This is a genomic window from Candidatus Methylarchaceae archaeon HK02M2, assembly GCA_024256165.1.
Taxonomy (GTDB): Archaea; Thermoproteota; Nitrososphaeria; order Nitrososphaerales; family JACAEJ01; genus HK02M2.
Genome location: JAKLZG010000019.1, coordinates 23604 through 37780, shown reverse-complemented (window position 1 = coordinate 37780; position 14177 = coordinate 23604). Strand labels below are relative to the sequence as shown.

The window sequence follows — 14177 nt, the reverse complement described above, 5'->3', positions numbered from 1 at the left end:
AAATCGTAATACTAGCCAAGAAATCTTCTTAACTTTTATCTATCAACTCTAGTTTGACATTATAATTTGTTATTATACCGATCTTCATTAAAAAAATCAACTCTCTTCATATATTCGTATGTATTTACGGATAACTTGCTCCCAATCGTATTCTCTCTTAACTTTATCTTTAGCTTTATTAGTAATATTTTTATGAATTCTCTCATCTTTTAAAACTAAATCTATTAGATTTGCAAGTTTATAATAATCTCCAGGCTTGAATAAATACCCGTTTACTTTGTCTTTGATCAACTCAAAAATCCCCCCTATTTCAGATGCTATCACAGCCGTTCCAGAAGCAAAGGCTTCTAATATTACTGTAGGCAATCCCTCCATAAAACTTGGCACAATCAATACTTTTGAAGATGCTATCAATTTAATAGCTTCAATCCAAGGTCTTCCATGAACAGTTATGAATTCATAATCTGATAACAATTTTAAAGCTTTAATTAAAACACCGTAACCCTTTTCTTTCGTCATTCTCCCAACGTAGACGATTCTTCTCGGTCTACGCTCAACATCTCTACAAATTTCTTCGATTTTACTGACATCTACAGCATTCGGTACATATTCGACATTGAATCCTATATTGCGGTAGATGTGTGTAGTATCTTTACTGATGCATGTGATGGAATCTGCCCAATTAAGAACCTTCTTTTCATAAAGACTTAACACCTTTCCTAAGATCTTTCCATGCAATAACTCTATTTGTGATGAATAATATCCATGAATTGATAATATTCTTTTACCTTCCACGGTCTTTGCTGGGATCATGCTTGGCAAGTTATGGGCATGAATTATATCTGCTCTCTCTCGCTTCAAGCAAGAAAAAAACGCCCAGCTAAGATTCTTAAGATTTTTAACAGGGATGTAAGGTGTGTTATTTGTTGAGACGACCGTAACTTCGTATCCTTTATTCATCAATTTTTTTGAGAGAGATTCGACATGTCTTCCAACACCTGATGTACCACCAAATGTTGGAGAAAGAAGTCTGATCTTCATTTATATTTACTCTTTTAAGTCAATTTTTGATGATCGCCATAGTTCAGGATATGTACTGACCTTCATTATTACACGCTTTGTCATAAAGGCCAGCCCTTTACTCGCATTTACTATCTCATTTGTAGACATCAAAGCCTCTCCTATTGCTACCAACTCATCCTTCAAAGTATACATACATATTATATCCCCTTTCAAGATATTAGGCGATATCTGCAATATCCCAGGTACAGCCAATTGCGCTCCATGACAGATAGCATCCACGGCTGAATCTCGCATTACAACCGCCTTTATAGAAGATGTAGCAAACTCTATAGGTCTTATGAACTTCCTTATCTTATCTTCATTCCCCTCTTTCCATTCATAAACTCCATCCAATAGATCATGAAGCCTAACCAATCCATCTTCTTCATTCAGATCGCTGACCTTCGTTCTTCTTAACTCTACCATGGTAGCGCCCGAGCCCAAGATTTCCCCGATATCGTAAATGAGCTTTCTCACATAAGTTCCAGCTTGGCAGAGAACTCTTAAGAGGATTAGATTGCCACTCTGCTCGATCAAATCTAGATTGTAGATAGTACGAGTCCTTGTGGCTCTCTTCACAGACGATCTTTGAGGGGGGCGTTGATAAATTTCTCCTGTAAATTCAGAGATAACTTGTTTTAGCCTTGTCAGATTCATTGGATTGTGAATTCTCGCAACAGCATAATACTCCTTAGGTCCTAATAAGAGGAGTGATAGAGCTTTTGTTCCTTCACCTAACCCTATTGGTAGCATTCCCGTTACAAGGGGGTCCAGAGTTCCACTATGTCCTGCCTTTTCCACTCCCAGCATCTTTCGCACCCAAGATACAACTTCATGGCTAGTCGGCCCTGGAGGCTTGTCTAGGAGTACGACCCCATAATCCAAGAGAGTTTTTATAGGACGCTTGTATGGATCGTAACCATAACTTAAATCTGTTATATCTTCATCTATAGTAATCGAAGCCTGCAAAAATGGTCTCCTCTTACTTTATTTATACTAAACTAAAAACCTTTGTAGCACGTAACTTTTAAAGGGCTTTATTATGGTAATCTTTTGATATAAAGATCGATAACTTTGGAGACTACATCGTAGACTTCAAGGGGGTCGAATCTATCTGTATTTAGTATGAGATCGAAAGGGGAAACGTCTCTTCCAAAATCAAACCCATAAAGGTTCTTATAGATAGATCTGGTCATCTCGTCCTTCTCCTGTATTATCCGAAGGGTACTTTGAAGCGTCATTCGATCCCTTTTAGATGCCCTTTCTGCTCTCTTCTCTAAAGATACTTTTAACCAGATCTTGAAGGCCTCTCTTTCCAAGAGCCAAGGCATTGTCCAGCTATCAAGCACAACATTCCCTCTATCTGCCATTTTGAGTAATTTATCATCTACTTTTTTATCGAATTTTTTATACTTCATTCTTTCTTCTAAGAACCTTAGTCCTTCTTTACTCTCCCACCATCCATAAATTTTCGGCTGATATCCCTTTTCCATCGCTATTTGTTTTAAGGCATCTCCACCTGAAAAGTATCTCAAACCGTATCTTTTGGCAATTCTTTTAGCTAAAGTGCTCTTTCCAGAACCAGCCATACCTGAGATACAAATTACAAGATTACTCTTTTTTAGAGGCATCTATCATATTTGTTTTCAACGAATTTATTAAGCATTCTAGCTCGGACTAGTTCTAAGAAGCTTCATTATAATTGCACTGAAAGCGAAAGATGAAATCAAGTACCACCAGAAAAGGCTGAAACCATAACCTACTAGTGATCCGCTAACTTCGATCGGTACTCCAATGTTTATTATGAAGAGGTTAATAGGTATAGGAGACACGGCCACAATAGCATCATAGCCGCCAAGGAAAGTAGCAAGAAGATAGTAAACTGCTATGAACGGGACCCAAAAGAGAAGCATGGGTTTCATTCTTTCTTTTGTTACTTTCATCTGTAACTCCATCATCTGCTTCTCCCTTTTCTTGAGTTTTTTCTCTTTAGCCTTATCTTTTGTTTGTATAGCTTGCTTCAGTTCATCTCTGAAAGCCTTAACTTCTGTATTTATTCTTCTTGCTCGATCCACATCTGTAAATAGACGGGTTATCGTGTTTGAAGTAAGGCTCAACAGTAAAGCGACAGCTGTTACTAACAAAGTAGCTACGGGCATCATAGTTGGGTCTACCATTCATATCACATCAAGAGCTTTTAGAATCCGTTTGGCAGCCTCGTCTATATGATTTTCTTTATTCATTACAATAAGTAGTGGAGCGCCACTTATTATCGCTGCAGTATTCAACATACCTCTTGCTATCTCCATCTCTTTGTCAATCGCATCTTCTTCAGCAGAATCTCTAAGCCTTCCGGAATCTCTTGTTCGCCTTGAAATTATTTCATGAGGTAGAGCTTCTATCAATATCAGATTACTCGGAGATAAAGATCTTAAGACTTCAAATGGAAGACCGGGCCAATATCCTTCCTTGGTGTTTATCATGAGGTGAGTGTCTACAAATAAAAAATCAGGTTTCATCATTACTATCTTCTCAGCCGCTTTTATTTGGAGTTTACGCTGGTCATCTACTGGCAACTTTCTCATTTCATCTCTATGCTTAATGCCTAGATTTTTTGCTTCCTCAAACATCAAAGTACCAAATACAACAGATTCTAAAGTTAACTTATGTTTTTTTATCTGTTCCACTACCATGTTGACCACTGTTGTCTTACCGACCCCAGGAATGCCCACAATTACAACTCGTTTAGTAACCAAAGTCAACACCATATAGAAGTAAGCTTGAAAATGAATCTCTACTCAAGTTAAAAATCTTTTTCTTTATCGCTTACTTTCTCTCAAATATTCCCGCAAGCCTAGGCATCATCGTCTCGAGTTGCTCCTTCATCAATATCTGGTAATACTGCATGATTATACCTATCATCAACAATATTCCCGTGCCTGAGCCAAAGACACCCAAGACATCGGACACAGAAGCTAGGAGACCGATTATAATACCGCCTAAAATAGTAATTGGTGGGATGTACCTTGTTAAAATAGTTCCTACCGAAGCTTCTGCTCTTCTAAAGCCTGGGACATGAACGTCTGCATCGATCAGGCTTTTAGCAACGTCTTTAGGTGCTAAACCACCTATCTCTACCCAGAGTTTGGAGAAGATCGTTACAATCAAGACCATAAAAAAGATGTAAGAGAGAGCTCTTAAAGGATCTTCCAAAGCAGTGCTCAATCCATATATTGGTGACATGTAATAAACTAAACCTCCTGTTGGAAATAATATGTTACCTGTCGCATCAAGTGTCCCTGTACCTAGCCAGTTGAGCCATATGTTGGTGTTCGCTGGATTGTAACTGCTCCAAATGAATTGAGAGATGAATACAAAATCTGTTAGTACTACTGAAGCAAAGATTACTGGAACGACTGATACATAGAGCAACTTAATGGGATAGACGCCTGAGAAGCCTTTGTATTTCGAGGATGAGATGGGTACCTCTACCCTGACCCCTTCAATATAAATTAGGAAGAGAATAACCGCCACAGTCATGAGGAACCCTATTAGACTTGGAAGAGCGCCTTCTCTCACAATAGTTTCAAAAGGGGCACCTCTAATCAAGGTATCGATAAGGTAAGGTATGAAACCATAAGGAACAATTTGTGGAGCTTCTTGGCTTCCTACGTTTACGGTTAGAGGATTGAAGATATCCCACATTATCTTCTGAGCTACACCAGCCATAATGAATAAGCTTATACCGCTACCAATGCCCCATCCTTTCTGAACGAGTTCGTCCAATAGCATCACAAGCACGCTAGCAAAGAATAGTTGCATAACTATAATGATCGTGGTCATGAGAGACAGAGTACCATAAATACCCGCTACCATATAGCCTAAGGACTGTACAAGTATAACGATCATAGTTAGGAGTTTCGTTGCAGATGTGAATAGGGCCCTATCTTCAGGCTTTTTAAAATCTAGCCTAATTATGTCTGCACCCTTTAGTAGTTGCATGACCAATCCTGCTGTAACTATAGGACCTATGCCAAACTCCATAAGAGTACCTTGATTAGACGCAAAGATAATTCTAGAGTAAGCCAACGGATCTGTCCCACCCGTTGTGATTCCATATAATGGAGTTTCTGCCATAATTAGGTAGATAGCTAAAGCGAGCGCTGTCCAGACTAACTTCATTGTTAAGGAAAGTTTCCTTTGAGGTGGAGGGACCTCAGGCAGGATAGTAGATATGCCTTTTAGGAATCCATAAAGACTACTCATCACATTTACCTTGTAGTTATTAATCCTCCAGCTTTTTCTATTTTAGCCTTTGCAATCTTTGTGAATGATTTAGTAATTATATGATAACTACTTTTAACTTCGCCATTTCCGAGGAGTCGATCATAGCCCAACTTGATGAGATCGATCAAAACCTTATCGTCCTTTTGTTCTATCTTATTCTCCTTCAAGAGTTTATTATATATCTCATTTAGTTGACCGACATTGATCCATTTCTTGATAAGTACACTAGTAGGCGGTTTGAAACCATGCTTGCCAAAGTAATCTGGTGCGTACTTCACAACCCAAGTCCATTTATGCTTCTTGAGGCCAGCTTTTCCTTTTCCTCCTCTGCCGCCGCTTTTCCTATGCTGACCTACTCGGCCATAACCGCAAGTCCTTGACCCTCTCAATTTTCTTGTCTTTTTCAATCGAGTAGGTATGTTCAACACCTCTTGTTAAACTTGGTAATTCACCAAATTAAAAAAGTTAATGATTATAACTAACTTAGATCATATTCGCAACAATAGAAACAAGTTCAGGATTTTCACCCAAAATTCCTCCTTGAGTGTATAGACGCCTTGTTGATCGTTTAAAACCCCCTTTTGGTGGCGATAAGGCAAAATAAGGATTCATACCCTCGATTTCCTTCAAAGCAGTCTTTCCTTCATCTATTGATTTTGCTATGCCCCGAAAGCCTTTAAACCCCAATTTCTTGATATCGTTATAAGTTAAAGGCTTCCATCCTCCCTTTCGCCCTCTATTTTTTATCAATTTCGAGATAAGAGACGAATCCACAGGGCACCACCCAACAAGTTCCTTAGAGGCCAATAACATTCCTCTATACTCTGGCGTGTCTGGAATAATTGTTGCTCTAAACCTTTTTGTTAGATGAAGTTGTTCAAGAGTTCTTCTTACAGGCTCTCGAACATTAACAGTTCCCCGAAGCCTGACAACCAAAAGGTTCTTGTTCAAAGCTTTTCAACTTTATCTTATATTCAAACTATGAATATTCTTTAAGGCATCATATACCGCATAAGCTACAGATGATATGGTACTTGTAGAGCCATAAGTTCTTGTCCAAGCATCCTTTATTCCAGCGAGAGATAGTAAAATTCTGATCTTTTCTCCAGCTACAAGTCCGAGTCCCTTTGGGCCTGGAATCATCACTATTCTGACACTTCCACACTTACCTGTAGTCTTGAATGGAATTGAGTGGAGGCCCATGCATCTACATTCCCAACTACCGCAACCTAATTTTACTGGTATTATACTCAATAAAGAGTCGTTGGTCGCCTTCTCGATTGCTATTCTCATTTGGTGGGCTTTCCCTCTCCCCACGCCAAACCAACCTTCTTCATTCCCAACGGCTACTATAGCGACAAACCTAGTCTGCTCACCTGCATCTGTCTGCTTTTGAACTATCCCCGCACCAATAACATTCGTTTTTAGGTCTGGTAAGAGTGTTTTTACTATGCTTGGTTCCTTTATCTTCATACCATTTTCAAATATCTCTTCTAATGTAGTGATCTTTCCTGTTGCTACAAGAGACCCCAATCTTGTTCTGGGCGTCCAAGGTTCTTGGATTATTTGTCTGCTTTCTCTACGTCGTTTTCTCACTTCTTTTTCACCTCAAAAACATCAATTATTTTTTTTCGAATCTCTTCAAAATGCTCTGGAAGAGACTCTGGATTAAGGCCTTTACCAATTAATTCTGAAAACCTTTTTTTATAAAGATCTTTATCACTTTCCAATAGATACTTGGCATAATCTGCGATATGTCCCCCTTTAAGCCTCTCTTCTGATGGTAATATTTCTTCTTCTACAGGTATCGATATACCTGCATCTAATAGTCCTTTCATTATTGCTGTGATACGAGAGTTGTACATGAAGTGTTTCAAACCTAAGTATAAAACTGCTTTATCTATCTTACCCCTCGCTTTGAGTCCAGTCAATAAACCTACAAGATATGCTGTAGGAATATTCTTTCTTGAGGCCAACCATCCATACTTCATTAGCTCTCTTGAGTGGGCAGATGTTAAAGTCAAATCACCTTCTTTTTGAGGTAATGATATCTGAACTAAGATATTCTTTTTACCTATAAAAATTGAAACGAAAGGTAGTTTGCTCATGATTATAGCTTTCCTTTTTCTATAATTGGTTTTTCCTTCTCGCCTTCTGCGCAGAATAGAAATATATCGACTACGCACGATCTCATCTCCTCCGACTTAGACTTATCTCATCCTTAAGATGTCTGACCGATTTGATCTGACCACCTTTTATTTGTGAATAAAGCTTTTTAAATACTTCACCCGTAATATCTCCTCTCTCTCTAGCTTTCTTCAAATGATTTCTTGTAGCCCGAACTTTATTAATCCATAATCTTTTCTTGGGAGATCTTGCACCAGAAGTGCCTTTCTTTGAGCCGCTACCTCTTCCACGCTTTTTCCTTGAAGCTCTTCTCTTTCTAGTACGACCACGAGAAATGCCTTTGATAGGTTCAGTCCAGATCGTACCTTCTCTTATGAGGGCACGAATATCATCCTTAGTAATGGCATCAACTACACGATCAAGATTTTCAGGGTCGATCCTAACCCTGTTCACCCCTACCTTGAGGACTTTTGCTGCCATTACTTTCTTGTTACTCAAGTTCATCATTCATCAATTCTCTATTAGTAATTAAGTTGAGGCCCGCTCTACATTCCCAATTGTTGCTCTCCCTTAAATCTTTCTTGATAACAGTCTGATTTAGAATTTCTTCATAATGTCTTTTTAAAAAATTTAACTGTACATTTTTATTAGTTTTACATCATATTCACACAATTTTACTGGCAAACTAATAAGAATTATACACAACATATAAGACGATAGAATTAATCCACTATTACTTTTTATTCTTGAATTTCTTTCGACTTAATCTTTCTAATAACTCTTGGATTTAATACTTTTATGCCTAGTTCTTTAGCCCTCCCTATCAATTCAGTACGCTTTTTTGCCCCTAAAGTTGAAGCTAACCTTGCTGCATCTTTTTCAGGATCTAGGCCTTCAAGTTCTCCCATATTATGAACTAATACATCTCTGTAACCTGAAGGGTGGATTCCTCTAGTTATCTTCGGTCCCCGATAACCAACTTTCACTATTTGAGGCCAGCCTTTAACTCTGCGACGCATCTTATTGTCTATGCCTTTCGGCTTCCTCCAAGCCTTATCTAGTCGTTTGTACCTCCAAGATTCTTGCCTAATAAACTTAGGGCGTTTATCATCTATGCTATCTCTAATCTTTAAGAGTTCTTTAATACTCTTTTCTTTCTTTTTTCTAGTCTTAGAGGTTTTTGTTTTAACTTTTGCCAATTTATTATCATCCCTTCTGTTTTTCATATACATAAATCCCGTCGAGGAAGACTCTTTGATCTTTCTTTTTCACTTTTGTTGCTTGTTCTATATTTGCCGCTGTCTGACCAACATCCTCTAATGAGACACCTTTGACGATGACATCATCCCCCTCAAACATCACTTTACAATCACCTACTATTTTCGCTATACGTGGAGACCTCTCTCCGTAAAAGTTCTCAATGATCACGTTGTTATCCTTCGCCTTCACAGAAATCGGGAAGTGTGCGAACACTATCTTGAGTTTATAGGTAAAGCCCTCAGTTACACCTTTGATCATATTCCTTATAATCGATCTTACAGTATTGGCAACGCTAATGTCGAACTTCTTTTTACCCAAGGATTGTATAATTATTTTATTTCCGTTATGTAAAACTTGAGTCTTTATCTTAGAGAAATCCTTCTTACATTCGCCTAAAGGTCCTTTAATGATAAGTAAATCTGCATCTAATCTTGCTGTAACACTTTCAGGAAGCTCGTTCTCCAGCATAATCCTCTCTTTAATCTTCGATTTCTTTTTACCTTTATCTACAGTTCTACTATTATCTTTGAGTCCGGTGTCCATCTGGGATGACATTACTATTTCCAAACTCCAAAAAGCATTACTTAAACATTCTTCAAACTTATTTAATGATGTTGTGCATAACCTTTAAGTCCTTGAAGAAGATCATTAGTTCTTCAGGAACTTTTACTTCGATTGGATTCTTTAGTGATAACTTTTCCTCTTTCTTTTTGTTCCAGACGAAAGAGTTGAAATCAAGAATTTTTTGAGTTAATTTATTTAGGTTCTTGCTCCATTTAACTTTTGGAAATCGCTTAAGATGTATGCTCGCTCCACCATACAGCATGGACCATACATGCTCTGTAAAGAATGGAATAATTGGAGCCAACAATAAAAGTATATTCTCGAGGCATTCATGTAGAGTGAACCAGACCGCCCTTTGCTCTTTCTTAGAAAAAAATTGACCATAAGCCCTACCTTTCACCATCTCTACATAATTGGATGCAAATACATTCCAAGTGAAGTCTCTGATCGATGTTGCAACATCATTAAATGCATACTCATCATAGCTCTTCTTTACATCCTCTATCAGTTTCGATAATTCTCCAAGTATCCATCTATCTGTATCTTCTGGCTCTGCATTCTCTCTTGGAAACATCGAGATAAATCTTGCTATATTCCAGAGTTTTGTTAAGAACTTCGAATGCCCCTCTATCCTCTGGAATGAGCATTTTATGTCTCCCCTTGTTATATTTCCCTCTAAACAAGTCCAGATTCTAAAGCCTTCTGCACCGAATTTTTTGATGACGTCTTGTGGATCTATTACGTTACCCTTACTTTTACTCATCTTCTCTCCTTTCTCATCGACTACATGCATGTGGATCCATACATTTTCGAATGGCTTCTTTCGAAATAGATGATACGACTTTAAGATGGTGAAGTAGAGCCAGTTCCTTACTATCTCCTTTCCTTGAGGTCTCATGCTACATGGAAATTCTTTATTAAAATAATCTCTTCCCCAGAGGTAGCCTAAAATATAAACTTCAGAAGTGCTTGAGTCGAACCAAGTATCGAAGATCCTCTCTTCACCTACGAAATCCTCATTACCACATTTTGGACATTGATTTACTGGACACTTTTCCTTCCAAGGTTGATAATATCTTCCTGGTTCTGGCAATATCTCTTTACCACATTTCTTACAATACCAAATTGGTATCTCTGTCCCATAATACCTTCTGCGGGATAATACCCAATCTATATTTATAGAGTTGATCCAATCGACTAAGATTTGCTTATTTTCTCGAGAATAAAAATTCATTTCATCGGAGATCTTTAAGATTTCGTCTTTATAGTCCACTTGTTTCAAATACAACTCTTTTGTAGGTATAAATTCAATTGGATCTTTAGATCGCTCACATATAGGTTCTCTATGCATTATCCTTTCATTTTTTACCAATAATCCCATGCTATCCAAGTCTTTGACTATTCTATCTCTTGCTTCCAAAACGCTCAAACCTTTATACTTCCCTGCAATGTTGTTCATCTTGCCATCTTTGTCTATAGCGTATGTCGGCTTCATATCAAGCTCCCTAAGAAGCCTTATATCATTATAATCTCCATAACTGCACATCATTACGAAACCAGTACCAAACTCCATCTTAGCATAAGGATGGGCAATTATCTTGACTTCATGATTATATATCGGTACTATGACATGATTCCCTTTTAATCGTTTATACCTATCATCTTCAGGGTTAAATAGTACTACTTTACATGTACAGAGTAACTCAGGTCTCGTGGTAGCTATGACTATATTTTCTTGGCTTTCTTTTACTTTAAATTTAATATAGTTTAAATTTGTGTAATCTTCTTTATAATCTACCTCAGCATCCGAGATTGCTGTCTTGCAAACTGGGCAGTAATTCGTCGTCTTTATGCCCTCATATACCAGACCTTTCTTCCAAAGATAGATAAATGTCTCTTGAGTGAGTCTTCTATATTCTGGATCGTCTGTATCATATCTCCCTCCCAATACATGCTTTATCTCCCATGAGTTGCAGCTTAAACCAAGCCTCTTGAAAGTATCTAATGATATGTCTCCATATTTCTTGAGCAAATTTTTGCATTTTATTATGAACTCCTGGCGTGGTACTTCATTCATCTTAATGTTATACTCTTTCTCCGTCTGAACCTCTATCGGCAGTCCGTTCTTGTCTAACCCCATAGGAAATAGGACGTTATATCCTAACATCCTCCTATATCTTGCCATCACATCCATCCAGATGTAAGTGTATGCATGACCGATATGAACAGGAGTGTTAACATAGGGTGGGGGCGTATCTATACTGAATAAAGCTTTCTTACTATCCTTTTCAAAGTGAAATATGCTCTCCCTTTGCCATCCGTTGAAAATTTCTGATTCTACATTTGGGCTCCATCTCTTTTCTTTAATTTTTGGGATGAATCTCATAATGACACCGAATCTTAAACGTTAGGCAGACCGAGATATTTAAGCAAAAGGTCAAACTGTAACCAGTCAAATATTTCTTTTATCGGGTAGACAAAGCAATTATTAATACCTTAGAAAAGCCCCAATACCCCCAAAACTTTTAAACATTACTCCATCTTCACTTTTAGAAGAAATTACCTCTACTTTTGCTCCTATCTCCATTGCTTTGTCGACTAGAAAATCGATTAAATCCTTTTCAATTAATTCAGTTTCGTTACTGTTACATTCAGAACAAGCTTCTGAGATGAGTTTTTGCTTTTCAGGGATTAAGCTATCCTGAGTAACGATTGATTCTTTGACTACACCACACCTCTTGCATGTTACATGTAAGTATATTCGGTTTATATCCTCAGAAACTAGCACTGTGTGTACGTTTCCCATATCTAAAGAATTTATCACTTCATCTATTCCATAAACTACCAACCCCTTATCAGAAGAGATCTCACTCAAGAAGTTCTTGACGAGTTCCTTCTCTTCGATAATTCGTAGGTCTTGTAAAATATCTTCTGACTTCTCGACAGTCTCCCTTATCCCTTCTCTCCCAGCGTAAGAGGTGTCCACGACGGTTAATACGTTATCTTGTAATCTATAATCTAAGTATTCTCCCTTTAAAAAATAATCTTTTGTGGGTCCTGACCCTCCAACGATAAGTCCTTCTATCTCATATTGGCCTAAAAAGACCTTTTTTGAGTGTCTAGCCACCCTTTTAAAATAATTATTGATCTCTGTTTCCCTTAGACGTTCGAACCTTCTAGCCGACTGCCCTCCTGCTCTATGCTTTCCAGAAACACCTGAAGTAACTACATCTATGACATCAATTCTACTACCTGAAACGATGCCTAACCCTGCTTCATTATTGTCTATAGAGATTATACCTATTATCTTCTCTTCTTTTATCATTTCTCGAAGTATCTCGAGATGGAAGTGATCATCACATCTGTATAGATAACTAGGTATAGGTTTATGAGGTATTACTTCATACAACTCCATAGATTCGCTTCCTGGTGGAGCACCGGGATTTGGGGGAAGTGCACCACAAAATATAGCAAGTCCAGTTTCAGGTGTCTCCTTATAGAGTTTCAATCTTTGCATAATCTTCACTAAAGCATCTTGGACATGCTTTCTAGTGCTATCAGATTTTATGTAAGAAGCCTTCCCAAATTCATCTTTCAAATAACTTGAGACGTCGTGGAATGGTTTCTTTGGCGGGATGTATAACGATACTAGCTCAGTTCCACTACCTTTTTTAGTAGAGAGTTCCACTAATATTTTCCTCATCCTGTATAGAGTTACTGAGTCAGCTTTAGAAGTCATATGTACCAACTTTTAGCCTTTATCGATAAACAATTAGTTGTCACATTAAGGCGAACAGACATAAATAAGTTAAGCCTATTTTTAAAACTTGTGGAGCTTTGAAAATGAAGATAGTTCTTAAAATTGGTGGCTCAATAATAGGCTCGCCACCAGACCCTTCTATTTTAAATGCCTATATAAAACATTTTTTAGAGTTAAGGGAAGACGGGCATATCTTAGCGATTGTAATTGGTGGGGGCCCCCTCTCAAGGCAATTCATAAAGACAGCTGAGTCTCTAGGCCTGAACGAAGAGGATCAAGACGAATTAGCTATCTCCATATCTAGGTTAAATGCTAAACTTTTCGTTAAGAAACTTAAAGGAATTCTTTCAGACACAATCCCATCCACGATAGATCAGATTACCCACTTATTAAAAATGTCAAATATAGCTATAATGGGTGGACTAAAGCCAGGCATTACAACAGATTCTGTTGCAGCCTTGGTTGCTAAAGCCATAAAAGCAGACCTTTTTGTAAAGGCAACCGATCAAGAAGGAGTATACATAAAAGATCCGAGAATCTACCCTCAAGCTAAAAAGCTAGACTCAATCACATTTACAGAATTATGTAAAATTTCAGATATAGAGTATAAACCGGGTATACATAGCATATTGGATTTAAAAGCGATAAAAATTCTTAAAAATTCTGGAATAAAGACTATAATATTAAATGGTTTAAAACCTGAAAATGTTAAACTTGCTGTTCTAGGCAAGAAAATTGGTACAAGAATTGAGGTTTAGTGAAGTAAGAACGGCTAATCAAACGGGTGAGCTCTCAAATTATACGATCCTCTTTAGCTTCCTTCAAATAATTTACTATTACCAAAAGATTATTATTTAGCAAAATTTGCTTTAAAGTATAATTACATTGTCAACGTCTCAAAAACAGAAAAGTATGCGAATTTCACCCCATACACACTGTAGGATTTGTGGTAAATCCATACCATTGAATAAAGATTATTGCTCTAATGAATGTAAAGAAAAAGAACTAAAAATTCAAAAACGAAATAAAAGAATGAACATGATATTCATGGGTGCCATGATAGTCTTAATAATTTTGGTATTATTTCCTATGCTACCTATCTAATGGTAAAAGATTA

General features: G+C 37.5%; 16 protein-coding genes. 1 reads left to right on the top strand and 15 read right to left on the bottom strand.

Annotation, left to right across the window (positions count from 1 at the left end; all coding sequences use genetic code 11):
* Positions 1–96 precede the first annotated feature (96 nt).
* The 15 genes from L6N96_01475 to prf1 all read right to left on the bottom strand — a co-directional run bounded on the left by L6N96_01475 (position 97) and on the right by prf1 (position 13039).
* Positions 97–1041: a glycosyltransferase family 4 protein gene (locus L6N96_01475; GenBank protein ID MCP8322837.1), complete on the bottom strand. Its 945-nt coding sequence runs from the start codon at positions 1039–1041 to the stop codon at positions 97–99.
* 6 nt (positions 1042–1047) lie between these two features.
* A complete protein-coding gene (locus tag L6N96_01470) occupies positions 1048–2031 on the bottom strand; it encodes an RNA-guided pseudouridylation complex pseudouridine synthase subunit Cbf5 (protein MCP8322836.1) in 984 nt (327 codons plus the stop codon).
* 71 nt (positions 2032–2102) lie between these two features.
* Positions 2103–2693 (bottom strand): cytidylate kinase family protein, encoded by a 591-nt coding sequence (locus L6N96_01465; protein MCP8322835.1) that lies wholly within the window; start codon positions 2691–2693, stop codon positions 2103–2105.
* A gap of 36 nt (positions 2694–2729) precedes the next feature.
* Entirely contained in the window at positions 2730–3239 is a 510-nt protein-coding gene (locus tag L6N96_01460) for an EMC3/TMCO1 family protein (protein MCP8322834.1), read from the bottom strand.
* Positions 3240–3818 carry an adenylate kinase gene (locus L6N96_01455; protein ID MCP8322833.1) on the bottom strand — a complete coding sequence of 193 codons (579 nt, stop codon included), beginning with the start codon at positions 3816–3818 and terminating at the stop codon, positions 3240–3242.
* Between the two features lie 70 nt (positions 3819–3888).
* Positions 3889–5328 (bottom strand): preprotein translocase subunit SecY, encoded by a 1440-nt coding sequence (gene secY, locus L6N96_01450; protein ID MCP8322832.1) that lies wholly within the window; start codon positions 5326–5328, stop codon positions 3889–3891.
* 5 nt (positions 5329–5333) lie between these two features.
* Positions 5334–5774: a 50S ribosomal protein L15 gene (locus tag L6N96_01445; GenBank protein ID MCP8322831.1), complete on the bottom strand. Its 441-nt coding sequence runs from the start codon at positions 5772–5774 to the stop codon at positions 5334–5336.
* Between the two features lie 58 nt (positions 5775–5832).
* Positions 5833–6300, bottom strand: coding sequence for an uL30 family ribosomal protein (locus tag L6N96_01440; protein MCP8322830.1), 468 nt, complete (start codon positions 6298–6300; stop codon positions 5833–5835).
* A gap of 12 nt (positions 6301–6312) precedes the next feature.
* Entirely contained in the window at positions 6313–6945 is a 633-nt protein-coding gene (locus L6N96_01435; GenBank protein MCP8322829.1) for a 30S ribosomal protein S5, read from the bottom strand.
* On the bottom strand, positions 6942–7535 hold the full coding sequence (locus L6N96_01430; GenBank protein MCP8322828.1) for a 50S ribosomal protein L18: 594 nt from the start codon (positions 7533–7535) through the stop codon (positions 6942–6944). Before L6N96_01430 ends, L6N96_01435 begins: the two co-directional genes overlap by 4 nt.
* A gap of 4 nt (positions 7536–7539) precedes the next feature.
* Positions 7540–7974, bottom strand: coding sequence for a 50S ribosomal protein L19e (locus tag L6N96_01425; GenBank protein ID MCP8322827.1), 435 nt, complete (start codon positions 7972–7974; stop codon positions 7540–7542).
* Between the two features lie 242 nt (positions 7975–8216).
* Positions 8217–8675, bottom strand: a complete 459-nt coding sequence (locus L6N96_01420) for a 50S ribosomal protein L32e (GenBank protein MCP8322826.1) — start codon at positions 8673–8675, stop codon at positions 8217–8219.
* Between the two features lie 7 nt (positions 8676–8682).
* On the bottom strand, positions 8683–9303 hold the full coding sequence (locus tag L6N96_01415) for a 50S ribosomal protein L6 (protein MCP8322825.1): 621 nt from the start codon (positions 9301–9303) through the stop codon (positions 8683–8685).
* A 34-nt stretch (positions 9304–9337) separates the two neighbouring features.
* The gene (locus tag L6N96_01410; protein ID MCP8322824.1) at positions 9338–11686 is read right to left on the bottom strand and encodes a valine--tRNA ligase; all 2349 of its coding nucleotides are present in this window, start codon (positions 11684–11686) and stop codon (positions 9338–9340) included.
* 102 nt (positions 11687–11788) lie between these two features.
* Entirely contained in the window at positions 11789–13039 is a 1251-nt protein-coding gene (prf1, locus tag L6N96_01405; GenBank protein ID MCP8322823.1) for a peptide chain release factor aRF-1, read from the bottom strand.
* Between the two features lie 104 nt (positions 13040–13143).
* Here prf1 and pyrH point away from each other — a divergent pair, with 104 nt between their 5' ends.
* Complete coding sequence (pyrH, locus tag L6N96_01400; protein MCP8322822.1) at positions 13144–13818, top strand: UMP kinase; 675 nt, start codon at positions 13144–13146, stop codon at positions 13816–13818.
* Positions 13819–14177 lie beyond the last annotated feature (359 nt).

Coding starts and splice junctions, on each gene's coding strand:
- L6N96_01475 (MCP8322837.1), bottom strand. CDS start 1,041: ATGAAGATCAGACTTCTTTCTCCAACATTTGGTGGTACATCAGGTGTT.
- pyrH (MCP8322822.1), top strand. CDS start 13,144: ATGAAGATAGTTCTTAAAATTGGTGGCTCAATAATAGGCTCGCCACCA.
- L6N96_01410 (MCP8322824.1), bottom strand. CDS start 11,686: ATGAGATTCATCCCAAAAATTAAAGAAAAGAGATGGAGCCCAAATGTA.
- secY (MCP8322832.1), bottom strand. CDS start 5,328: ATGAGTAGTCTTTATGGATTCCTAAAAGGCATATCTACTATCCTGCCT.
- prf1 (MCP8322823.1), bottom strand. CDS start 13,039: ATGACTTCTAAAGCTGACTCAGTAACTCTATACAGGATGAGGAAAATA.
- L6N96_01460 (MCP8322834.1), bottom strand. CDS start 3,239: ATGGTAGACCCAACTATGATGCCCGTAGCTACTTTGTTAGTAACAGCT.
- L6N96_01465 (MCP8322835.1), bottom strand. CDS start 2,693: ATGCCTCTAAAAAAGAGTAATCTTGTAATTTGTATCTCAGGTATGGCT.